23 protein-coding genes and 1 pseudogene are annotated in these 20511 nt (G+C 68.0%); 12 read left to right on the forward strand and 12 right to left on the reverse strand.

Annotated elements, in window-relative coordinates:
• Positions 1-150: 150 nt before the first annotated feature.
• Positions 151-447 (forward strand): annotated as a pseudogene (locus tag ACWDV4_RS06915) (hypothetical protein); the annotation flags it as partial.
• On the opposite strand, the gene ACWDV4_RS06920 reads toward ACWDV4_RS06915, so the two are convergent.
• Genes ACWDV4_RS06920 through ACWDV4_RS06930 form a run of 3 tightly spaced genes read right to left on the reverse strand, consistent with a single transcriptional unit; the run spans position 443 to position 2893 of the window.
• Positions 443-664, reverse strand: a complete 222-nt coding sequence (locus tag ACWDV4_RS06920) for a hypothetical protein (protein WP_449975923.1) — start codon at positions 662-664, stop codon at positions 443-445. The pseudogene ACWDV4_RS06915 and the gene ACWDV4_RS06920 overlap by 5 nt on opposite strands.
• Positions 661-2241 carry an MFS transporter gene (locus tag ACWDV4_RS06925; RefSeq protein WP_449975508.1) on the reverse strand — a complete coding sequence of 527 codons (1581 nt, stop codon included), beginning with the start codon at positions 2239-2241 and terminating at the stop codon, positions 661-663. Before ACWDV4_RS06925 ends, ACWDV4_RS06920 begins: the two co-directional genes overlap by 4 nt.
• On the reverse strand, positions 2213-2893 hold the full coding sequence (locus ACWDV4_RS06930) for an SDR family oxidoreductase (RefSeq protein ID WP_449975509.1): 681 nt from the start codon (positions 2891-2893) through the stop codon (positions 2213-2215). Before ACWDV4_RS06930 ends, ACWDV4_RS06925 begins: the two co-directional genes overlap by 29 nt.
• 56 nt (positions 2894-2949) lie before the next feature.
• Here ACWDV4_RS06930 and ACWDV4_RS06935 point away from each other — a divergent pair, with 56 nt between their 5' ends.
• Entirely contained in the window at positions 2950-3321 is a 372-nt protein-coding gene (locus ACWDV4_RS06935) for a winged helix-turn-helix transcriptional regulator (RefSeq protein WP_449975511.1), read from the forward strand.
• Positions 3322-3355: 34 nt separating this feature from the next.
• Here the strand turns inward: ACWDV4_RS06935 and ACWDV4_RS06940 are convergent, their stop codons facing one another.
• Complete coding sequence (locus ACWDV4_RS06940) at positions 3356-4204, reverse strand: LysR family transcriptional regulator (RefSeq protein WP_449975512.1); 849 nt, start codon at positions 4202-4204, stop codon at positions 3356-3358.
• Positions 4205-4296: 92 nt separating this feature from the next.
• Between ACWDV4_RS06940 and ACWDV4_RS06945 the strand changes: the two genes are divergently transcribed.
• A complete protein-coding gene (locus ACWDV4_RS06945) occupies positions 4297-5031 on the forward strand; it encodes an SDR family oxidoreductase (protein WP_449975513.1) in 735 nt (244 codons plus the stop codon).
• Between the two features lie 196 nt (positions 5032-5227).
• Here the strand turns inward: ACWDV4_RS06945 and ACWDV4_RS06950 are convergent, their stop codons facing one another.
• Positions 5228-6379, reverse strand: coding sequence for an FAD-dependent oxidoreductase (locus ACWDV4_RS06950; RefSeq protein ID WP_449975515.1), 1152 nt, complete (start codon positions 6377-6379; stop codon positions 5228-5230).
• A 116-nt stretch (positions 6380-6495) separates the two neighbouring features.
• Here ACWDV4_RS06950 and ACWDV4_RS06955 point away from each other — a divergent pair, with 116 nt between their 5' ends.
• On the forward strand, positions 6496-7128 hold the full coding sequence (locus ACWDV4_RS06955; RefSeq protein WP_449975517.1) for a TetR/AcrR family transcriptional regulator: 633 nt from the start codon (positions 6496-6498) through the stop codon (positions 7126-7128).
• A 66-nt stretch (positions 7129-7194) separates the two neighbouring features.
• On the opposite strand, the gene ACWDV4_RS06960 is transcribed toward ACWDV4_RS06955, so the two are convergent.
• The gene (locus tag ACWDV4_RS06960; RefSeq protein ID WP_449975519.1) at positions 7195-7458 is read right to left on the reverse strand and encodes a hypothetical protein; all 264 of its coding nucleotides are present in this window, start codon (positions 7456-7458) and stop codon (positions 7195-7197) included.
• A 122-nt stretch (positions 7459-7580) separates the two neighbouring features.
• Here ACWDV4_RS06960 and ACWDV4_RS06965 point away from each other — a divergent pair, with 122 nt between their 5' ends.
• Positions 7581-8753, forward strand: coding sequence for a glycosyltransferase (locus ACWDV4_RS06965; protein ID WP_449975521.1), 1173 nt, complete (start codon positions 7581-7583; stop codon positions 8751-8753).
• Between the two features lie 71 nt (positions 8754-8824).
• On the opposite strand, the gene ACWDV4_RS06970 is transcribed toward ACWDV4_RS06965, so the two are convergent.
• The gene (locus ACWDV4_RS06970) at positions 8825-9118 is read right to left on the reverse strand and encodes a hypothetical protein (RefSeq protein ID WP_449975522.1); all 294 of its coding nucleotides are present in this window, start codon (positions 9116-9118) and stop codon (positions 8825-8827) included.
• Between the two features lie 275 nt (positions 9119-9393).
• Here ACWDV4_RS06970 and ACWDV4_RS06975 point away from each other — a divergent pair, with 275 nt between their 5' ends.
• Both ACWDV4_RS06975 and ACWDV4_RS06980 read left to right on the forward strand, forming a co-directional pair.
• Positions 9394-9597: a hypothetical protein gene (locus ACWDV4_RS06975; protein WP_449975523.1), complete on the forward strand. Its 204-nt coding sequence runs from the start codon at positions 9394-9396 to the stop codon at positions 9595-9597.
• 225 nt (positions 9598-9822) lie between these two features.
• Positions 9823-10674 (forward strand): helix-turn-helix domain-containing protein, encoded by an 852-nt coding sequence (locus ACWDV4_RS06980; protein ID WP_449975525.1) that lies wholly within the window; start codon positions 9823-9825, stop codon positions 10672-10674.
• 3 nt (positions 10675-10677) lie between these two features.
• On the opposite strand, the gene ACWDV4_RS06985 is transcribed toward ACWDV4_RS06980, so the two are convergent.
• Complete coding sequence (locus ACWDV4_RS06985; protein ID WP_449975527.1) at positions 10678-11316, reverse strand: NADPH-dependent F420 reductase; 639 nt, start codon at positions 11314-11316, stop codon at positions 10678-10680.
• A 343-nt stretch (positions 11317-11659) separates the two neighbouring features.
• On the opposite strand from ACWDV4_RS06985, the gene ACWDV4_RS06990 reads away from it, so the two are divergent.
• On the forward strand, positions 11660-12178 hold the full coding sequence (locus ACWDV4_RS06990) for a SigE family RNA polymerase sigma factor (protein ID WP_449975528.1): 519 nt from the start codon (positions 11660-11662) through the stop codon (positions 12176-12178).
• A 10-nt stretch (positions 12179-12188) separates the two neighbouring features.
• Positions 12189-13370 carry a WD40 repeat domain-containing protein gene (locus ACWDV4_RS06995; RefSeq protein WP_449975529.1) on the forward strand — a complete coding sequence of 394 codons (1182 nt, stop codon included), beginning with the start codon at positions 12189-12191 and terminating at the stop codon, positions 13368-13370.
• 80 nt (positions 13371-13450) lie between these two features.
• Here ACWDV4_RS06995 and ACWDV4_RS07000 read toward each other — a convergent pair whose 3' ends face one another.
• Both ACWDV4_RS07000 and ACWDV4_RS07005 read right to left on the reverse strand, forming a co-directional pair.
• Complete coding sequence (locus ACWDV4_RS07000) at positions 13451-14638, reverse strand: serine hydrolase domain-containing protein (RefSeq protein ID WP_449975530.1); 1188 nt, start codon at positions 14636-14638, stop codon at positions 13451-13453.
• Between the two features lie 124 nt (positions 14639-14762).
• Entirely contained in the window at positions 14763-15437 is a 675-nt protein-coding gene (locus ACWDV4_RS07005) for a dienelactone hydrolase family protein (RefSeq protein WP_449975531.1), read from the reverse strand.
• Between the two features lie 193 nt (positions 15438-15630).
• Between ACWDV4_RS07005 and ACWDV4_RS07010 the strand changes: the two genes are divergently transcribed.
• The gene (locus ACWDV4_RS07010; protein WP_449975532.1) at positions 15631-15822 is read left to right on the forward strand and encodes a hypothetical protein; all 192 of its coding nucleotides are present in this window, start codon (positions 15631-15633) and stop codon (positions 15820-15822) included.
• A 131-nt stretch (positions 15823-15953) separates the two neighbouring features.
• The gene (locus ACWDV4_RS07015) at positions 15954-16976 is read left to right on the forward strand and encodes a coiled-coil domain-containing protein (RefSeq protein ID WP_449975534.1); all 1023 of its coding nucleotides are present in this window, start codon (positions 15954-15956) and stop codon (positions 16974-16976) included.
• Between the two features lie 27 nt (positions 16977-17003).
• Here ACWDV4_RS07015 and ACWDV4_RS07020 read toward each other — a convergent pair whose 3' ends face one another.
• Both ACWDV4_RS07020 and ACWDV4_RS07025 read right to left on the reverse strand, forming a co-directional pair.
• Entirely contained in the window at positions 17004-19391 is a 2388-nt protein-coding gene (locus tag ACWDV4_RS07020; RefSeq protein ID WP_449975535.1) for a glycoside hydrolase family 65 protein, read from the reverse strand.
• Between the two features lie 37 nt (positions 19392-19428).
• Positions 19429-20187: an HAD family hydrolase gene (locus ACWDV4_RS07025; protein WP_449975536.1), complete on the reverse strand. Its 759-nt coding sequence runs from the start codon at positions 20185-20187 to the stop codon at positions 19429-19431.
• Between the two features lie 114 nt (positions 20188-20301).
• Here ACWDV4_RS07025 and ACWDV4_RS07030 point away from each other — a divergent pair, with 114 nt between their 5' ends.
• On the forward strand, positions 20302-20499 hold the full coding sequence (locus ACWDV4_RS07030) for a hypothetical protein (RefSeq protein ID WP_449975538.1): 198 nt from the start codon (positions 20302-20304) through the stop codon (positions 20497-20499).
• Positions 20500-20511 lie beyond the last annotated feature (12 nt).

The following is a 20511-nucleotide window of genomic DNA, read 5'->3' on the forward strand; positions in this document are numbered from 1 at the left end:
GCCCTCGGCATACCGGTAGAACCTCTCTAAACACCCGAATCGCCGTTCATCGAGCGCCAACTATGAGTCGACGCTCAAGTGAAAGACCGAGGCTAACGAGGCACGTTTGCCCAGCTCAACAGCTTCTCGCCAAGCGAAAACAGGCACTGGATGTCTGGCAGGATCACAGCCGTGACCGCCCCGGAGCCGAGCCCGCCAAGCCGTCTTGCCGTTGAGGCCCGCTTCATAGCTCTCCTTGACGGCAGCCAGTCACGGGATGGGATTGACCGATGGGCTAGCCGGATCATGTTCGACCTTGACGGGGTCGAGGTCGATGAGGCGGTGCGGTGGGCACTCGGCGTTCTTGCCGGCATCGACCTACAGCACGGGCCGGGAGAGCCGTACCTGCATGACGACGAGCAGGTTCGCGGCTGGCTGACGGAGTTCCGGGAGCGGTGCGCCATCATCGACTCAGCGCCGCCTCGATCCGCTCGTTCATTCGGCTACGGTCTCCGTCGAGGCACTTCGCGTACACCTTGAGCAGGACACCGACCGAATGCCCCGCCCGTTCAGCGACGTCCGGTGCTGGCACGCCCGCGTTCAGCCAGAGCAAGACGCCCGCATGCCGCAGGTCGTACGGCCGCCCCGCCAACGGAGAAGCCACCCGATCCGGGGGCAGGCTCAACGCCCGCGCCTCATCCCGCACTCGGGAGTACGTCGACGAAGCCACCACGTTCCCCCGCCCGCTACGGAACAGCCGCCCATCCGCGCCGACGCCAAACCGGTCGATGTGCTCCCGCAAAATTGCCACCAACTCCGGCGGGATGGGCACGGGATGGGATCTGCACGAGTACCGCCACTCCGCCCTGACCTATCTCGGCGAACAGGGCGCCTTGCTGTTGATGCTGGTGGCGATGTCCCGGCGCAAGAAGCCGGAGAACGTCCGCCGCTACTTCGAGCCGTCCCCCGAGGCGATTGCCGGGCTCGCGAGCCTATTCGCGCCCGACTGGGCCGTGCTCCTTGATCCTTCTCGGTGGCAACGGCGGAGGCGGAGAGGAGCGTCGCAGCGGCGAGGCTGCCCCAGAGGGCGGCCGAGCCGCGGGAGGCGAGAGCGGTGATGACCGCCGGGGAGACGGCGAGGCCGAAGCCCGTGGAGAGTTGGAAGCGGGCGAGGGTGCGTCCCAGGAGATGGGCCGGGGCGAGCGCGGTGACGAGCGCGGTGGCGCTGCCGGCATAGATGATCTCGCCGATCGTGCAGACCACGGACACCGTGACGATGGCCGGGGCACCCCAGCCGTGTCCCAGGGAGGTGGCCACGAGGAAGCCGAGGTAGGACGCGGCGAGTACCACACCGGCAAGGGCCAGCACCGCCCGCCGGGAGAAGCGGGACATCAGAACGGTGACCGGAACCTGCAGGGTGACCACCAGCACCGTGTTCGCCACGAAGATGGCTGCCGACCACACCGGGGAGGCGTGCATCTGGGTCACCAGGACCAGAGGGAGCGCGATTTCGGGGACGTTGAGGCAGAAGGCGTAGATCACGTTGGCAGCGAGCAGCGCGCGCATCCGGGGTGCGGGCTCGTCGTCCCTGTCCTTGGCCGCATCAGCGGCCGGATGAGCGTGCACGTGGACCGACCACGCCAAGGCCGCCGCGGCGAGGTAGGCGAGCCCGGTGACGACTGCCAGCGCCTGCAATGCGTTGGTGCCGCCCGCCAGGCATGCGGTGGCGAGGAGTGCACCGGCGCCCAGGCCTGCGTTGCGCAGGGCGCGGCCCCCTGCGAGGGCGGCGTCGCGTTCCCGGCCGTGGGCGACCGTGGCCACGAGGGCGGCGTGGGCGGCCGGCCATGCCTGGTTGCCGATGCCGAGGAAGAGCGCTGCCGTGGCGAACAGCCAGACGTTCCCCGTCGGGGTGGCCAGCAGCAGCGCCACGCCCAGCACCCGTACCAGCATCGACGCTGCCACGACCGTGCTGCGTGCGCCCCGGTCCAGCCATTTGCCGACTGCGGGCATACACACGAGACCAACGACGATGCCGACGGTCATGGCGATGCCGGTGGTCGGCGCGGACAGCCTGAGTACCGTTACCCCGTAGAGCAGCAGGAAGGGCCGCAGCAGTCCGGTGCCGAGCGCGTCCACGGCCAGGGCGACGGCATAGCGGGGGCCTCCGGAGGCACGGACGAGGGCACGCGCTCGGATCTTGGTGGTGGTTGCCATGGTATTGGTGGCGCTGGGATCAGCGGTGCCGGGCGCCGCCGTCGACATGGACCGTCTCGCCCGTCACCCATCCCGCACCCAGGAGCCACAGGACGGTGTCCGTGACGTCCTCGAGCGTCCCCACCCTGCCTGCGAGGGAGGCTGCGGCGGCTCTGTCGTACAAGGTACGGCGACGCTCGTTCGGAAGCCGGTCCCAGGTGCCAGAGTCGGTGATACCGGGCGCGATGGCGTTGACACGCAGCGGCGCGAGCTCGACGGCCAGGTGGGTGACCAGCGCGGCCAGGGCAGCATTCGCAGTACCTTTGACGACGGTGCCGGGCTTGGGCTGCCAGCCCACAATGCCGGAGAAGAACAGGAACGATCCGGCGGCAGGCATCCGTGGGGCGAAGTGCTTGGCCAGCAGCAGCGGGCCGACGACCTTGGCGGAGAACGCGGCCTGAATCTTGTCGTGCTCCAGGTCGGGCACTGGCACGTCATGGTGAGCCGACGCGGTGGAGATCACGTGGTCGAAGGCGCCGAGCGACTCCGCGACCTGCGCGATGGTGGTCTCGTCGGTGACGTCGATCTGGACCTCGGGGCCAGACCGTGTGGCGACGACGACGTCGGCGCCGGCCTGCCCGGTGCGCCGGACGATCTCAGCGCCGATACCGCGGGCCCCGCCGACGACCAGGATCCGCTTGCCTGTCAGGTTCTCGCTCATAATCGCGACGGTATAGATTTGCTACCGGTATCTTCAACGCTACCGAGAGGACCTCCATGGGCAAGGCGTACAACGTCATGGCGGCGACGTGCCCGAGTCGCACCGTGCTGCACCGCATCGGTGCGCGTTGGACGGTGTTCGCCGTCAACGCACTGGAGGACGGACCGATGCGGTTCACCGAGCTCAAAGCGCACATCCGCGGGATCACCCCCAAGGCCCTCACCGAGACGCTGCGCGCCATGGAGGCTGACGGCCTGCTCACCCGTACCGACCTGGGCGGCAACCCTCCGCACGTCGAATACGCCCTGACCGAGCTCGGCCGTTCCCTGCTGGTTCCGCTGCGTGCCGTACGACAGTGGGCCGAGACGCACGTCCCGGACATCCTCGCTGCGCGCGAACGTGCCGGCGTCAGGGAGGCCTCAGGCTGACGATGCTTCCCTGACGCTGGCAGCAGCGCCCTTGTTAAAGCTGGGCTGCCGTACGGACGAGCCCGGCGACGGCCCGGGAGCGGCTGTGTGGGGGCCAGGCGAGAACGGTGGTGACGTGGGGCGCGTCGGTCAGGTGAACAGCAGAATGCGCGCTCCACAGCCAGGATCGGGAAGAGGCGCAGAGGACGGCCATGGCGTGTCCGAGGGCGATCAGTTGGGCCAGCTGCGACTGGTCGTGGATCTCGGGCCCCGGGCCGGGTTCGTAGGTGCCGTCCTGACGGGGCCAGCGGGCGACCGGCAGATCGGGCACGTCGCTGATCTCCGCCATGGTCAGAGACGTACGCGTGGCGAGAGCATGCCCGGCGGGCAGGATGGCAACCTGCTGCTCGGTCAGCAGGTCTTCGGTGTCGAACCCGGCAAGGGCATCGAAGGGCCGTTGCATGAGCGCTACGTCGGCCCGGCCATCACGCAACATCCGCGCCTGGTCTCCCATCCCACACAGCAGCACCTCGATTTCGGCCGCATCAGGTTGGGCGGCGTGTGCGTCGAGAAGTTTTTGTAGCAGTTCGTGATTCGCGCCGGCCTTCGTCGCCAGCGTCAGCCGGTTCGTGGACGATGCGGCGCGTCGGGTACGGCGGCCGGCTGCGGCGATTCCGTCGAGGACGGCGCGGGCCTCGACGAGCAGCACCTGCCCCGCGCCGGTGAGGGTGACGCTGCGGCGGTTGCGTTCGAGCAGGGTGACACCTAGGCGCCGTTCGAGCTGCTGAATCGCCCGGGACAGCGGGGGTTGGGCGATGCCGAGGCGCTCGGCTGCCCGGCTGAAGTGCAGTTCCTCTGCGACGGCGATGAAGTACCTGAGCTCGCGGCTCTCCAGCGTGTCCATCGGCCGACGATACTGCGGTGATACCGGACGGGTATGACAGCCCACCCAAGCGGTGTAAGGACACCGCTCGCCGGCGAGCCAACATCGGCATCATGAGCGACAGAAAGACCGCGCTGGTAACCGGCGCGAACAAGGGACTCGGATACAAGATCGCGGCAGGGCTGGGTGCACAGGGCTACCGGGTAGCGGTGGGGGCCCGCGACAAGGCCCGGGGCGAGGCGGCCGTGAAGACGCTGCACGCCACTGGAGTGGACGCGTTTGCGGTGCCGCTGGACGTCACCAGTGACCGAAGCGCCGCCGAGGCCGCCGAGCTGATCGAACGCCAGGGCGGACGCCTGGACGTCCTCGTCAACAACGCTGGCATCTCGGGAGAGGCCGGACCGGGATGGGTGCAGGATCCCACCGCCCTCGACCTCGACGTTGTCCGTAAGGTCGTGGACACCAACGTCTACGGGGTGGTCCGGGTAACCAACGCGATGCTGCCGTTGTTGCGACGCTCGACCTCCCCGCGCATCGTCAACATCTCCAGCAGCGTCGGGTCGGTGACCTGGCAGGCGGACCCGAACATCGAAGTGGGCCCGATCATGGCGGCCTACTCGCCGACGAAGTCGTACCTCAATGCCGTCACTGTGCACTATGCACGGCAGTTCGCCGGCACGGGCATTCTTGTCAACGCCGCCTGCCCGGGCCTGGTCGCGACTGATTTCACCGGCTTCCAGGGGCGGCCTCCACAGGAGGCCGCAGCCACCCCGATCCGGCTCGCCACACTGCCGGACGGCGGCCCGACCGGCTCATTCTTCAACGACGACGGCGTCATCCCCTGGTGACTCGAGGTGCCGCACGCGGCGGCGCCGCGGCTCGCCCGCGCTCGGCTGGCTGGCTGGCTGGCGATCCTGCGCCAGCATCGACCGACGCGGCGAGCCGTACCGTCACGCATCTCCGCACAACCAGATCTGGCCGGGTGCTGTCGGGGCTACCAGCTTGCCCAGACGAGGAGATCCGTGCCGCACTGCCAGTCGACCATTAGTCGATCTTGGCGAACATCTGGTCAGCCATCCGGAGCGAGTGGTCGATGGTGTCGAAGCCGCGCGGCAGCATGACGCGTTCGTATGCGGCGACTGCCTCGGTGAGCGACTTTTCGCCGCGTGCGGCAGCGAGCACCTCGCCGGACAACGTCGCGGCGTCCTGTAGGGCGGTGTTGGCACCGACGCCGCCAGTCGGCGGCATGGTGTGGATGGCGTCCCCGAGTAGCGTGACCGGACCGGTGTTCCACGCGTCGACACGCTCGCTGGCCCGGATCATGATCGGGAAGAACGTGTCGGCGTCGGCGTGCCCGAAAAGCTTCTGGACCGTCGGATGCCAGGCGCTAGTGGCGTCGACGGTGATCTGCCACAGGTCCTCGGACGGAAGCGTAAACAGCTTCTCATCAGCTATGCCGAGACGTCCGGAGGCCGCGACGAGGGTGGTCATCAGGTAGTCCGACGCTCCCTCGGGTCGGGAGCGGAACCGTACCGTCGCGAACCCGGCCCCGTACCCTTTCTCGTCGGCGACCCAGCAGAAACCCCGGTTGAAATCTTCCGGGATGAGGGTGTCGGTGGTTTCGGTGATTGTCATCCGGCCATAGAGGCACCGGAGGGCGACGTCTCGTACGGTGGCGTGCGGGAGCAACTGCCTGCGTACTGCGGAACCGATGCCATCCGCGCCGATCAAGAGGTCGACCTCGTCGCTGCCACCTTCGACGAACCTGACCCGCACCCGGCCCGAACCGGTGATCTGATAGCCGGCCACGGTTCGTCCGAACCGGACATTGTCGGCCAGATCTGTGAGCAGCCCCTGCCGGAGCGTGTCCCGGTCCACGTGGGTGATCTCGTTGCTGGTCAGGCCCGGGAAGGTTTGGGCCTGCACCTGCTCGAACTGGTGGGTATACGTGGCCACCAGGTCACCGTTGACTCCGCTGGTATTGCGAACCCGGTCGAGCACGTGTGCCGGTAGGCAGGTCCGCAGTGCGGCGTTGCCGTTCGCGTCGATGTGGATGCGGTAGCCCTGGTTGCGGGTCTTCGACGTGGCGTCCTGCTCGTAGACGGCAACGTCCAGCCCGCCGTGGTGCAGCGCCTGCGCGAGCGCCAGCCCGCCGATGCCGGCACCGGCAATCAGGATCCGTGGTCTGCGTGACATCTCATTGCCCTTCCTCGTATGGGACGGCGCTGCCAACCTCATCAGAATCAATCGTCTGATTGACTCTGTCAACCATCTGTATAGTTAACTCTGTCAAGCACACGTACACTCAGTTCGTGCCGTCGTCGAGAGCTCGCAGGTCGCCCAAGCCGCAGGAGCGGCAGCGCGATCCAGAACGCACCCGTCAGCGGATTCTGGATGCCGCGATGGCCGAATTCAGCGCACACGGTTACGCGGGTGCCCGGATCCGGTCGATCGCCGCCCGGGCGGGCGTCAACCAGCAGTTGCTCTCGTACTACTTCGGCGACAAAGAGGGCCTGTACCAGGCCATGTCACAGCAGTGGCAGCAGCGACAACGTGAGTTGGCACCCCCGGGTACCGCCATGCCGGAGCAGTTGCGACGGTATGCCCTGGAGGCATTGCGCAGCCCGGAGGGCGTACGCGTATTCGCCTGGAGCGGCCTGCAGTACACCGGCCCGGACGACGACCCCGACCACACCTCCCGCACCCGGATGCTCGCCGACAGCGTCGAGGAGCTTCAAGCACTACAGCAGTCCGGCCGACTTCCGGCCGAGGTGGATCCGGCCTGCCTGCTGGTCATGCTGATGGCCTCCGCCATGGCGACCACAACGCTGCCACACGTCATCGAAAGCGTCTGCGGTGTCGACGCCAGATCCCCCGAATTCATCGCGCACTTCGCCGACCAGGTGGCCATCCTCACCCGACTCATCGGCCTCGAAACCGCCTGAGCCCCCACGCCGAGCAACGCAACGCGTACGGGGTGTCGACGCGAGGCCCTCGAAACCCGACTGGCGTCAGCCATGCGGGCGAAGTTGGCGAACACCACGCCGGCCGAGGTACGTCGTCGCCACGCCACTGATGACGCTGAGCAGGGCGAGGAAGAGCACGACCAGCCAGGCGGACCCAGTCAGCTCGTGATCAGCGGCAAACAGCACCGCGCTGTAGACCGTAACGGCGGCAACCAGCAGTGTGACGATCGCACACAGGATCGTCACCGCAATCGCCACGAAGGCACCGATGCGGGCTTGACGTCGGACGTACCGGGGTTCCACACCCATGGACGGAGTCTACGGCTATTACGTTTCCGCTACGTCCCCGATCTGTCACCGCCGGCCACATGTCCAGGACGGTCGCGGCAATTCCAGTTGCGCTACTGAGTCAACCCGGCCAGCATGCCACGGTGCGCATCCTCTTCACCTTCGCAGGCGGTCGTGGCCACTTCGATCCGCTGGCCCCCATCGCGCAGGCCGCCGAAGCTGCCGGCCACCAGGTAGCAGTCGGCTGCCGCAGCTCGATGATCCCGACGATCGAGGCCGACGGATTCACCGTCTTCTCGACCCAGACCGATCGCGACGTGCCGCCCAAGCGCCTACCGTTGCTGGAACTCGACCCGGACCGGGAGGACCGCGACCTCCGTGACGGGTTTGCCGACCAAATGGCCAAGATCCGAACCACCGGGGTACGGGAGTTGTGCGAGACCTGGCGGCCCGACCTGCTCGTCTGCGACGAGACCGACTTCGGGGCCATGATCGCGGCCGAGCGCCTCGGCATTCCGTACGCCAGTGTCCTGGTCCTGGTGGCGGGTTCCTTCGCCCGCCCCGAACTCATCGCCGAACCGCTACACAAACTCCGCGCTGCGCAGGGCCTGCCCCCGGACCCCGACCTGGCGATGCTGCACCGCTATCTCGTCCTCGCCCCCGGCCCGGTCAGCTTCCGCGATCCGGCGTACCCGCTGCCGGACACCGCGCATCCGCTCCAGCCGCCGCTGCCCGAGGCGTCCGCCGACCATCCGGCAATCGACTGGCTCGCCAGCCGGGCCGGCACTCCGACGGTCTACTTCACGCTCGGCACCATTTTCAACATGGAGTCGGGTGATCTCTTCTCCCGGGTGCTCCCCGGGATCAGCGAGCTGGACGTGAACCTGCTCGTCACGGTCGGCGCGCACATCGATCCTGAGGAGTTCGGCCCGCAGCCGGACCACGTCCGCATCGAGCGGTACGTCCCGCAGGCCGCGGTGCTGCCGTACTGCGATCTGGTGGTCTCGCACGGTGGTTCTGGCAGCGTGCTTGGCGCGTTGGCCCACGGCCTGCCGATGGTCCTGCTGCCGATGGGCACCGACCAGCCGGCAAACGCCGGCCGGTGCGCGGCTCTCGGGGTTGCCCAGGTGCTGGACGCGGTACGGGTCACCCCCGACGGGGTACGCGAGGCGGTGGCCGCCGGCCTGGCCGATCCGGACTCCCGCCGGGCGGCGTTGGGCCTGCGTGACGAAATCGCCACCCTGCCGGGACCGGAGTGCGCGGTGACGCTGCTGGAGCGGTTGCACGCGACCCGAGAGCCGATTATCGCGAGTTGACCTTGCCCGGAGGCCGGCCCGATCGTTGGCGTCCGCTCCTAACCGGACAGTCCAGGTAGCGGACTCGCCGGCTAGTCGGGCCGGCAGGGGCCGAGTTCGTCGACGTGCTGATCGATCAGCGACTGGTCTGCTCCGGCCTCGATGAGCAGGTCGACGGCGATTATCACGTACCAGTTGTCGGCCATAACGTGCATCGCGGCGGCCTCGGCGAGCAGGTCGGGATCGGTGGAGATGGCGGCCAGTTCGGCGAGCGCCGCAGCGCGGAGGAAGCCTTCGCGGTAGCCACCGGCGTGATCGTTGGCGATCGCGTGAAGCGCGACGACGACCGCCTGTCGGGTGGTTGTCTCCTCCTGGTTGCTACCCATCCCTGGATCTTATTCGAACATGCGTTCGAACGCCAGCCAGCCGACCGCCCTCCCGACCAACGCCATCCGAGAGCCAGACAGGCACCACCAATCACATAGATCATGCATCAATCTGAATGCGAATCCGATTCGACACCGAAAGCGGAATACGAGAGATTTTATGCTCGTGTCGACCACCGTTTTCTCACCTCAAATCAGTGATGGATCGCATAATTGCATCGCAGGTCGCCAGGCATTGGGCCAAAAGCGACATACGGAAAAGTGAGAGGTGGAGCATGAAGCTCACCTTTATTCGCAAGACGGTGCTGTCTCAGGTAAGCAACTGCCCGTCGCTCTACCGCACTGATCGCGACACCTTCGTCGTACAGGGGTGGCGAGTGTCGGACCCGGAGGCTCTGGCGCAGCTCGACATCCCCTCGCACGAGACTGTGGTCGAGGTTCCTACCGACGTGCTGATAGAGATCGCCAAGACGCTGTAGCGACCGACCAAAAACCGACGATCGGCTCATCGACCAGGAGTACGCGGCCCCTTCGGGGCGTACGCATCGTTTCCTGACCGGTGAGCCGATCGAATCTATCCCGATTCCATTGGATCGGCCGCTGTCCGCAAACGCTGTCCGCAAACTCAGTCAACTGCAATACAGCAATCAACGCCCGCAGAGCTGTACCGTGACGCCTACCTGAAGGCGGCCTAGGAGCAGGTGATGTCCGGCAATCAGACCGGCAGCGGTCGAGCGACACTCGGGGCCAGACTGCGGGAACTCCGCGCACGTGAAGGCATGTCCGGCGTCACGCTAGCCGCCCGGCTGGGTTGGGTTCAGTCCAAGGTGTCCAGGATCGAGACGGGCCGTCAGGTGCCCACCGGCGACGAGGTCCGCGCCTGGGCCGCCGCCACCCAGGCCGACGACACCACCATCGACGAGCTGCTCCAGGGTCTTCAGACGCTGCGGACCGCCTACATCCCGTGGCGCCGCGGTGGTAGCCCCCACCAGCCAAGTAACCCCCGCTCACCGATGGATCTGGCCGCCGAGGCGACCCTGGTCCGCAACTTCGAGGTCGGCGTCGTCCCCGGTCTGCTCCAGACCGCCGACTACGCCCGGGTACGACTCGCGGAAGATGTCGGACTTCACGACGCACCCGGAGACGACCTGGAGCACACCCTCCTGCTGCGGATCCAACGGCAGCAGGTGCTCTACGACTCGACCAAGAAATTCCAGTTCGTGGTCACCGAATCCGTCCTACGGATGCTGCTCTGTCCGGTCGAGGTGATGCGGGGACAGCTCGACCGGCTGGTCGCACTGATCGGTATGGGCAACGTGGACCTTGGCGTCATCCCCACCGGGGTCCTGCTACCGGTGGCACCGCTGCACGGTTTCGTGATGTTCGACGACGCCATCACCATCGAGACCTGGGCCGAGGATCAACTCTTGCACTCCCCCGCCGACACCAGCCGGTTCCGTACCATCTTCACCCGGCTGCACGGGATCGCCCGGCACGGCGAAGCGGCACGCCACATCATCCTCGACGCGCTGACCCAACTCCGCACAGCGGCATAGCACTCAGGGTGCCGGCACGCCCATCCGGTCACGCAGTTGGGCAGCAGTCAGGTCGGCGCCGTAGGCAGGCGTACCGGGCTGTTGGCGGCGACCGCCGCTGGCCAGCGTACCGGCGTCAACCGGGTCGAAACCGATCTGCTCGATCAAGTCGAACACCGTACGCTTCGTCCGGTCGTCGTCCCCGGAGACCGGCAGCGCGTACCGGAACTGGGCCGAGGACTGCCGGCCAAAGTCGCGCAGGTGATCCCAGTACATCGTGTTGAAGGTCTTGACCACCCGGGCGTCGCGCAGGTGGGCCTGGACCAACTCACTGGAAGTGGTCCGGTCCTGGTCCAGCTCGGGAAAGTGCCCGTCGCGCTCCGGGTAGTAGTTACTGGTGTCGATGACTATCTTGCCGGCCGTACCGGCCACGGGTAGCTCGGCGTAGCGACCGAACGGCACCGACACGATCACCAGGTCACCGCCGTAGGCCGCTTCCTCGGCGGTGACCGCCCAACCACCCGCGCCGACGAGATCGTCGACCAGGTCGACCAGAGTCTGCGGGCCACGTGAGTTGGCGATCAGGATCTCGTGCCCGTGCTTGGCCAGCAGGCGGGCCAGGGTGCCGCCAACGTGACCCGCCCCGATGATGCCGATCCGCATGGGCCGGCTTACCCGGCCCTCGGGGTGGCAAACAGTACGCCGAAGCCATAGGCACGATCCGCTCCGGCTAGAAGATCATCCGACCCGCTCCGCCAGATAATCGATCGACGCACCGGGCAACGCGACCCGGCCCCGTCATCGACTCCCTCTCGAACACCCCTTCAACAGGGAGAGACGAATGACGAAATGGAGACGGACGGTCCGGCGCGGGTCGGTTCCCGTCCGGCCCTGTCCCTGGCAATGGGCGGCGCCATACCGGCCACTGCCACCCCCCAGCCGACCGGCGGCCCGTCAGGCCCTCAGACGATCGTCAACGCGTACCGACTGAAGGGATGACCTGCGGGTGCTGTTCCGAAAGAGCGACAAGGCAGCGGCCGACGAGGAGTACACCGAGTACGTCCGCGCCACGATGGACCGTTGGCGTCGGGTGGCGTACCTGATGGCGGGCGACTGGGACCGGGGAGACGACGTACTACAGCAGGTGCTGACCGAGCTCTACCGCAAGTGGAGTCGGGCGCGGAAGGCGGACAGCATCGACGCGCTCGTCCGCACCATGCTGTTGCGTCGATTCATCGACGGACAGCGGCTCGGCTGGGCCCGGGTCCGGCTCGGCACCGAATTGCCGGACCGGGCCGCCGCAACCACCGGGGCGGACCCCACCGACCGGCTGGACCTGGTGACCGCGCTGCGGCAGGTGGCCCCCCGGCAACGCGCCGTCCTGGTACTGCGTTACTTCCACGACCTCTCGGTCGAGGAAACTGCGCAAACGCTGAACTGCTCGCCGGGCACGGTCAAGAGCCAGACCTCGAAGGGCCTCGCGACACTACGTCGGCTGCTCTCTTCCCCGGTCAACGCGCACTGAGGAGCCAAACATGATCGAAGAACAGGAAGCCAGCCGGCTCATGCACGTCGACATCGAATCGATCGAGGCACCGCCATCCCGGTACCTGGACGTGGACCGGGCGATGCGCACCGGCCGCCGCCAGCGCTGGTACGGCCCGATTGCCGGTGCCGCTGCACTGGTTGCCGCGCTCGTCATGGGTGTCACTCTCCTCCCGGGTCTGCTGCCGGCCGCGAATGACATCGACGAAACCGGTGGAGGCGGGTCGGGCAGGATGGTCGTCACCGCCTACAACGGCATCGCGAACGACCAGACCGCTGACCCCGGCCCGGCCGATGACTACTCCCTGCTGCTGAATCCACGCACCGGAAAGTACGACCGGTTGAACTACAACAAGGCTATTCCCTCACCGGACGGGAGCAGGGTTCTGGTGGGATCGGGCGACAACAGCCTGCAGTACCCGAGCCGGCTGGGAATCATGGACCGAACCACCGGCGTGGTGCGGTGGATCGAGGCACCCGACTGGTACTTCGGCTATTCCAGTATCGGTGGGTGGTCTCCGGACGGGCGTCAGATTCTGCTGAGTCACAAGCCCAAGTCAGGCAAACCAGGATTCGGCCTGGTCGACGTCGACTCCCTGCGGCTGACTCAGGTCGAACTCCCAGATCTGGACACCCATGATGCTGCCGGTCTGGGACTCGTCTGGACTCCCGGGGGTGACGAAATCGCCCTGACGCTCTCCGAAGTGTTCGACGAGCGGGGGCATAGGGTGTCCGGGATCCGCTTCTACGACCTGACCGGGAAGGCGCTACGTACTATCCCGGCCACCGCCGCATTGGCGTCCGACGCCGCGTTTTCTCCGGACGGCACCCGGATGGCCCTGACCGAGGTCGACTACGGCCCAGAGCCCCTCACGATCACCATCGTCGACACCGCGACCGGCGCGGTCCGCCAGACTCTCACGGCACCAAGCGGCACTGAACTGCTCGGCTGGCGGGACAATCGGCATCTGGCAGCCCGGGTGTACGGCGCCAGTTCTTCGGATGCGTCCGCCGGACCGTCCCAGGGTGCGGCCCTCCAGGGCAGGCTCTCGGTGATCGACCTGACTGGCCGGGAGACGCACCGCATGTCGCTGCCGGACGAGTTGGCTCAGCAGATCTACATCGGCCCGGCAACCGGTCTGCCGGCCGGTTCGGCAACGTACACCTTCTGACGGGGTGGACCGAGACACGATGCTGGCCCGCCGGCAGCAGCCGGCGGGCCAGCACACCCCCACCCCCCAAGGAACGTCGATCAGGAGAAGCTCGCCATGATGATCCGTTGCGCGGCGGCGGGCATCTCCGTACCGCCCATGTGGATCGTGTTGACCGAGTAGATCAGGCGCCGGGACAGGTCCCGGGTGGCGCCCATGCCGTTGTTGTAGCCCGGCCGGTCACCGCTCTTACCCCACAGGGTCAGCGGGCCGAGCTGGATCCTGCTGAGCCCGGAGCTGTACGCGGCCGGCTGGTCGTTGGTCGGGTCGTCGTCCCCGTCGTACAACGGCACGTCCGGAACGGTGAACATCAGCTCCAACTGCGCTGCCGGCACCAACCGACCGCTGAACAGCGCCACCATGAGCCGGTCGAGGTCAGCCGCGGTCGAAATGATCGACGCGGCGGACCACTGCAGGGACGGGTTCGCCTCGGTGATGTCCACCCAGCGGGTGCCCTCGGCGGTCTCCACCGCCTCGTAGCCCCTGGCGTGTGGGCCATGGATCCGCCGGTCGTCGCCGGGTGCGGTGGTGCCGGTCAGACGCAGCGGCCGGATGATCCGGTTGGTGACCTCCCGCTCCCACGTGTTCCCGGTGACCTTCTCGATCAGCAGGCCGGCCAGCCAGTAGTCGGCGTTTCCGTACCGCTGCTGGGTGCCGGGAGCGAACGCCAGCGGCTTGGTCAGGTCGAGCTGGCTGCCCGGCTCCCAGTGGTCGTAGCGGTGCTCGAAGAACCAGTCCGGGTCCTTGTGCGGTACGCCGATGCCGTTGATTCCGCTGGTGTAGTTCAGGACCTGCCCCACCGTGATCGTCGGATAGTCGGCGGGCAGGAAACCGGGCAGGTAGTGCTGCACCGACTGGTCCAGGTCGAGCTCGCCCTCGGCGACCAGTTGCAGGGCGACCACGGCGGTGAAGACCTTCGTCATCGAACCGATCCGGAACCGGCCATCCTGCGGCACCGGCTGCCCGGTGCTCAGGTCGGCGACCCCGGAGGTGCCCTGCCAGCAGCCAGCCGAGCCGCGTACCTGCACCAACGCACCGGTGATCTCCGCGTCGGGCAGGTTGGCGATGGCCGCCGACAGTTTCTCGGCCGAGAGCCGGGGCAATGTGGTCGGTTCAGTCGGGTCGATCGTGCAGCGGGTGTTCGGGGCGGCGACGGCGGGGGCGGCCAGGCTCACGGAGGCGACTGCGGTGGCGGCCAGTACGGCGAGCGCGCGGCGCGGCGTTTTCATGATCGAAAGCTTGCCGGCCGGGACCTATATGGGGCATCGGGGAATCCGCCCACCACGGCCCGGATAATTTCTTCGGGGATGCCCCGGAGGACTACACCCGAGTAGCCGGGGATGCCCCGGAGGACTACACCCGAGTAGCCGGGGCTGCCCCGGAGAGGTGTGCGGCGAACCAGGCCGCCGCCTCGTCGGCCACCTGCTCCAATGTGCCCGGTTCCTCGAACAGGTGGGTCGCCCCCGGCACCACGTGCAACTCGGAGACTCCGCCCAGCGCGGCACGTGCCTGCTCGTTGAGTTCCAGCACCTGCTCGTCCCGGCCGCCGACCAGCAGCAGAGTCGCCGCCCGTACCTCGGGCAGGTCCGGGCCGGCCAGGTCCGGTCGGCCACCCCGGGACACCACCGCCGGTACGTCCTCCGGCCGGGCCGCCGCCGTCACCAGCGCTGCCGCCGCGCCGGTGCTCGCCCCGAACAGCCCGACCGGCAGCGGCTCGCCGGCCTGGCCAGAGCGGAGCCAGTCCACGATGCCGACCAGCCGATCGGAGAGCAGGCCGATGTCGAAGCGCAGCTCGGCGGTCTGCTCGTCCACAAGTTCCTCGTCGGGGGTGAGCAGGTCGACCAGGACGGTACCCAGGCTGTGCTGTCGCAGCGCCCCGGCGACCGCGACGTTGCGTGGGCTGTGCCGGGAGCTGCCGCTACCGTGTGCGAAGAGCACGACGCCCGCCGCCCCGGGCGGGGTGGTCAGCTCCGCCGACAGGCGTACCCCGGCGGTCGGGATCATCGTCTCGGTCGTCCCCGCGCCCATGGCCTTCGACCCCTCTCTCCACCGGCTCGTCCGCCGGTCGTCACGACCGGACCCGACTACCCGCCGACACCGAAGTCAGTCACCCGGTTCCGGCGATGGTCGGTGGCAGGGTTTGCCGAAGGGTTCGCCGGGAACGCCGGACAGGCAGTTTGGCCATTCAGCCGTACCCGCCGAGCGATCGTGAGGGACGCCCATGCCGCGCAAGAAGACCGCCAACGCCGAACCGAGCAGCGCCAGCACCAAGCCGGAGAAGGACGAGATCCAGGAACGCGCCGAACGGCGGGACTGGGCCGACGAGGCTGCCCAAGCCCGTACGGCGGACGATCCTCGTGCGGTAGCTCCGCATGACCGGTCCGGGAAGCCGTCGACCGGTGAGCCACTCTGAGCCGATTAGACGCTTGACACACGACTTCTCCGTTTGTCACCGATTCGTGCACTTCGACCGGTAGGCTGACCTGCGGTCGCCCCGAGCAACTCTCTGTCAGCTGCCGGGACCGGCCGACAGGAGGAACGTGCATGTCCGTACCCGGACGTCCCCGGTCCCCATTGGCCCGGGCGCTGCTCTGTGTGACGAGTGTGTTGGCCGGGGCCGTCGTCGCCGCCGTACCCGCCACGGCCACCCCGGTCCCCGGTGACGAGGGCGGCCCGCCGATGCTGCGGGAGGTGCTCGAAGCCGCCGGCCGCAGCTACCTTGAGGCACGCACCGCCGCCGCCAACTCCAGCCGTCGCCACGAGCGGCTCACCACCGAACTACGCGAAATCGAACGGCGCATCGCCGAGCTGACCCCCGAGGTGGGGCGGATCGCCGCCAACGCCTATCGCGCCGGCCGGCTACGACCCGTCATGGTGCTGGTCGACAGCGGTTCACCCGACAAGTACCTGCGGCGGGCCGAGGCCCTCGACCAGTTGGCGCTGCGCGACAACACCCGGCTCCACGAACTCCACCAGGCCCGCAAACGGGCCACCCGAGCAAAGATCGTGATCGACGCGGAACTCGCCGAGAAGCAGAAGCAGCTCGCCATCATGACGGTCCGCAAGCGGGAGGCCGAACGAGCCCTGGCCCTGGTCGGTGGCGAGAGCACCGGTGGCTGGGTCAACGCGAAGTCCCCGGTTGCCCGGCCCGCCCCCCGGGACCGGAACGGCTCCTGGCCCCGGGAGTCCTGTGACCGCAACGACCCGACCACCTCGGGCTGCATCACGCCCCGACTGCTGCACGCCCTGACCGAGACCCAGCGTGTTGGCTTCACCCGGTACGTCTCCTGCTACCGCCCGGGTGGGCCGTACGAGCACCCCAAGGGGCGGGCCTGCGACTTCTCCAGCCAGTGGAAGGGCTTCGGCGGTGACGCCCAGGGCAACGACCGGATCTACGGCAACAATCTCGCCGCCTTCCTGGTCCGCAACGCCGACCGACTGGGCATCCTGTACGTCATCTGGTACCGCCAGATCTGGTTCCCGGCCACCGGTTGGCGCAAGTACAGTGCCGCGCACGGCGATCCGTCCAGCGACCACACCAACCACGTACACCTGTCGATGCTCTAGCCGCGCCCGCGCGGCTAGAACCCGCCGCTAGCCTGCTCCTCCCGGCGGACCGGACTCCTGGGTACGGCGGACCGGCGCCCGGCCGCGGGGCTGCTGCGGCGGCGGACCGACCGGCGGCAGCGGCGGCACCGGGCAGGTGACCGGGTTCTCGCTGGTCACCCGTACCGTCTCACCATGGTGACGCAGCTCGATGCTGGTGTCGGCGCCCCCGTCCCGGATGCCGTACGTCGTCTCCTGTGGCCGTACGTCCACGTGCAACCGGTGACCGTGCCACCGTAACGAGAACTCCAGCCGATCGAGCCGGCTCGGCAACCGGGGCGCGAACGAGAGCGTGCCATCGTGGTCGCGCAGCCCACCGAACCCGGCCACCAGGGCGATCCACGCCCCAGCCAGCGACGCCACGTGCACCCCGTCCCGGGTGTTCTGGTTGAGGTCGTGCAGGTCCATCAACGCGGCCTCGCCCAGATAGTCGTGGGCCAGTTCGAGAAAGCCCACCTCGGCGGCGATCACCGCCTGGGTGCACGCCGACAGGGACGAGTCCCGCACCGTACGCCGCTCGTAGTAGGCGAAGTTGCGGGCCTTCTGCTCGGCGGTGAACGCGTCCCCCCGCCAGTGCATCGCCAGCACCAGGTCGGACTGCTTCACCACCTGCTTGCGGTACAGATCGACGTACGGGTAGTTGAGCAGCAGCGGGTACTTGTCCAACGGTGTGCTGTCGAAGTCCCACTCCTGGAGCCGGGTGAACCCCTCCACCTGCGGGTGCACCCCCAACTCCTCGTCGTACGGGACGTACATGTCGGTGGCGGCGTCCCGCCAGGCGGCCATCTCCTCGTCATCGACCCCCAGCCGCCAGGCCTGCTCGCTGTGTCGGGTGGCGGCCTCAGCGGCGGCCAACAGGTTCCGCTGTGCCATCAGGTTGGTGTAGACGTTGTCGTCCTTGACCGCCGTGTACTCGTCCGGGCCGGTCAGACCGTCCAGATGGAACCGCCCATGCCGGTCGTGGTGGCCGAGCGAAAGCCACAGCCGAGCCGTCTCCACCAGCAACTCCAGCCCGAATTCGCGTTCAAAGGCTTCGTCCCCGGTGACCAGGACGTAGCGGCGTACCGCGTCGGCGATGTCCGCGCCGATGTGGAAGCCAGCCGTTCCCGCCGGCCAGTACGCCGAGCACTCCTGCCCCTGGATGGTGCGCCACGGAAAGGTCGCCCCGCGCAGATCGAGGGTCCGGGCCCGCTCCTGGGCCAGGTTGAGGGTGGAGTGCCGCCAGCGCAGGGCCGGCGCGACCGCAGCCGGGTTCGTGTAGGTGAGCACCGGCAACACGAACGACTCGGTGTCCCAGAAGATGTGCCCGTCGTAACCCGGCCCGGTCAGCCCCTTGGCCGCGATCGGCCGGGCCTCCGCCCGGGCACCCGCCTGGAGTACGTGGAACAGACCGAACCGGACCGCCTGCTGTACCTCGGGATCACCTTCGAGCCGGACGTCGGAGTTGTCCCAGAACTCGTCGAGGTATTCCCGCTGCTCGGTCAGGAGCCCGTCCCAACCGGAGAGTTGCGCGCCGGCCAGCGCGCCGCTGACCTGGTCGCGCAGCGCCGGCAACGACCGGCTGCTGGACCAGCCGTACGCCATCAGTTTGACCACCCGCAGCCGCTCGCCCGGTTTCAGCTCGCAGGCGACGCTGGTTCGGGCCCAGTCCTCGTACGCCTCGGTGCTGACCCGGGTTCGCTCCGGCCCCTCGATTTCGTGCGTCATCGCCACCGCCACCCGCAGGCCACTGGCCTTGGTGCGGTGGATCAGCAGACCGCCCGCATCCTGGACCAGGCGCTCCTCGGCCTGGAGTGGCTGCTCCAGGGCCGCTGCCACCCGAGGATCGCCGCCGTGCTTGGGTAGCTCCTCGTTGGCGACCAGTTCGGACTGCACGATCACGCGCAGCGGCTTGTCGATCGGCTCCACCTCGTAGCTGATCGCGGCGACCGCCCGCTGCCGGAACGACACCAGCCGGGTGCTGTGGATCCGGACCCCCCGGCCGTCCGGTGACCGCCACTCCACATCTCGGGTGAGCGTTCCGGCCCTCAGGTCGAGCCGCCGCTCATGCGAGACCAGTTCGCCATACCGGACGTCGAAGGGCTCGTCGTCGACGAAGAGCCGAATGAGCTTGCCGTTGGTGACGTTGACGATCGTCTGGCCGGACTCGGGGAAGCCGTAACCTGCCTCCGCGTAGGGCAGCGGCCGCAACTCGAAGAAGGAGTTGAGGTAGGTCCCGGGCAGTCCGTGTGGATCACCCTCGTCCAGGTTGCCACGCAGCCCGAGGTGGCCGTTCGCAAGGGCGAACACCGACTCCGACTGGGCCAGTACGTCAAGGTCGAGACGGGTTTCCCGAACACACCACGGCTCTACCGGGTACGCCCGTTCCCGGATCACCGGACCACCCTCGGCCGCCTTGGACCTCTCCGCACGTTCATGAAATTGCGCCTCCGGATGTCGGCAGTAGTTCGGCCAGGTCGCGCACCACGACGTCGGCACCGTGGGCGAGCAGGTCGTCCGCCTGGCCAACCCGGTCCACGCCGACGACGTACCCGAACCCACCGGCCCGGCCCGCCTCGACGCCGGCGATGGCGTCCTCGAACACGACGGCCTGTTCAGGCTCCACCCCGAACAACTGGGAAGCGGCCAGGAACGTATCGGGGTGAGGCTTACCGCGTAGTCCGGTCTCCCGCGCGACCACCCCGTCGATGCGTACCTCCAGGAGATCTTCGAGGCCGGCGGCGGCGACCACCGCCTGGCAGTTGGCGCTGGCCGACACTACCGCCCGGCGTAACCCGGCCCGTCGCGCTTCCAGCAGGTACGCCACCGAGCCTTCGTAGACCTGGACCCCGTCCCGCTCCAGGACCTCCAGCAGGAAGATGTTCTTGCGGTTACCGATGCCGTGGACGGTGTCGACCTCTGGCGGATCGTCCGGCTCTCCCTCGGGCAGCACGATGCCCCGGGAGGCGAGGAACGACCGGACGCCGTCGGCCCGGGCCTTGCCGTCGACGTACCGGTGGTAGTCCGGTCCGGGGTCGAAGGGCCGGAACACCTCGCCACTGGCCTCGGCCCGCTTCAGCAGAAACGCGTCAAAGGTCTGTGCCCAGGCGGCGTTGTGCACCAGGGCGGTACGGGTCAGCACGCCATCGAGATCGAAGAGACATACGGTCACCTGATCAGGTAGGCCCAACATCACCTCAACCTATCCAGGGCGTCCGTCCGAGAAACGCTGTTCCGGCCGTTTGCCTGTTCCGGCCGTCTGTCAGGGTCCGAGTGTCTGCCCGGTCCGAGTGCTCGCCTGGTCCGAGTGCTCGCCTGGTCCGGCGGTTCACCCGGTCCGGCCGAGGAGTCTGGGTGGGATGGTAGGGGCAGCCCCACCGCATATCCGCCGGCGCACCAGATCGATCTTGACTGGCGGGCTGGCCGACTCGGATATGCCACGGCCACCGCCTCGGCGCTGGCGATCGTCGCCGTGGGTGGCGCGTACCAACTGCTCCCCTGGTAGTGACGCACATCG

The sequence above is a fragment of the Micromonospora sp. NPDC003197 genome, assembly GCF_053590565.1.

Excerpts from the sequence above, each read along its gene's own strand:
- ACWDV4_RS06925 (WP_449975508.1), bottom strand. The coding sequence starts at position 2,241 with ATGTCGACGGCGGCGCCCGGCACCGCTGATCCCAGCGCCACCAATACC.
- ACWDV4_RS06930 (WP_449975509.1), bottom strand. The coding sequence starts at position 2,893 with ATGAGCGAGAACCTGACAGGCAAGCGGATCCTGGTCGTCGGCGGGGCC.
- ACWDV4_RS06935 (WP_449975511.1), top strand. The coding sequence starts at position 2,950 with ATGGGCAAGGCGTACAACGTCATGGCGGCGACGTGCCCGAGTCGCACC.
- ACWDV4_RS06940 (WP_449975512.1), bottom strand. The coding sequence starts at position 4,204 with ATGGACACGCTGGAGAGCCGCGAGCTCAGGTACTTCATCGCCGTCGCA.
- ACWDV4_RS06945 (WP_449975513.1), top strand. The coding sequence starts at position 4,297 with ATGAGCGACAGAAAGACCGCGCTGGTAACCGGCGCGAACAAGGGACTC.
- ACWDV4_RS06950 (WP_449975515.1), bottom strand. The coding sequence starts at position 6,379 with ATGTCACGCAGACCACGGATCCTGATTGCCGGTGCCGGCATCGGCGGG.
- ACWDV4_RS06960 (WP_449975519.1), bottom strand. The coding sequence starts at position 7,458 with ATGGGTGTGGAACCCCGGTACGTCCGACGTCAAGCCCGCATCGGTGCC.
- ACWDV4_RS06970 (WP_449975522.1), bottom strand. The coding sequence starts at position 9,118 with ATGGGTAGCAACCAGGAGGAGACAACCACCCGACAGGCGGTCGTCGTC.
- ACWDV4_RS06975 (WP_449975523.1), top strand. The coding sequence starts at position 9,394 with ATGAAGCTCACCTTTATTCGCAAGACGGTGCTGTCTCAGGTAAGCAAC.
- ACWDV4_RS06980 (WP_449975525.1), top strand. The coding sequence starts at position 9,823 with ATGTCCGGCAATCAGACCGGCAGCGGTCGAGCGACACTCGGGGCCAGA.
- ACWDV4_RS06985 (WP_449975527.1), bottom strand. The coding sequence starts at position 11,316 with ATGCGGATCGGCATCATCGGGGCGGGTCACGTTGGCGGCACCCTGGCC.
- ACWDV4_RS06995 (WP_449975529.1), top strand. The coding sequence starts at position 12,189 with ATGATCGAAGAACAGGAAGCCAGCCGGCTCATGCACGTCGACATCGAA.
- ACWDV4_RS07000 (WP_449975530.1), bottom strand. The coding sequence starts at position 14,638 with ATGAAAACGCCGCGCCGCGCGCTCGCCGTACTGGCCGCCACCGCAGTC.
- ACWDV4_RS07005 (WP_449975531.1), bottom strand. The coding sequence starts at position 15,437 with ATGGGCGCGGGGACGACCGAGACGATGATCCCGACCGCCGGGGTACGC.
- ACWDV4_RS07010 (WP_449975532.1), top strand. The coding sequence starts at position 15,631 with ATGCCGCGCAAGAAGACCGCCAACGCCGAACCGAGCAGCGCCAGCACC.
- ACWDV4_RS07015 (WP_449975534.1), top strand. The coding sequence starts at position 15,954 with ATGTCCGTACCCGGACGTCCCCGGTCCCCATTGGCCCGGGCGCTGCTC.
- ACWDV4_RS07025 (WP_449975536.1), bottom strand. The coding sequence starts at position 20,187 with ATGTTGGGCCTACCTGATCAGGTGACCGTATGTCTCTTCGATCTCGAT.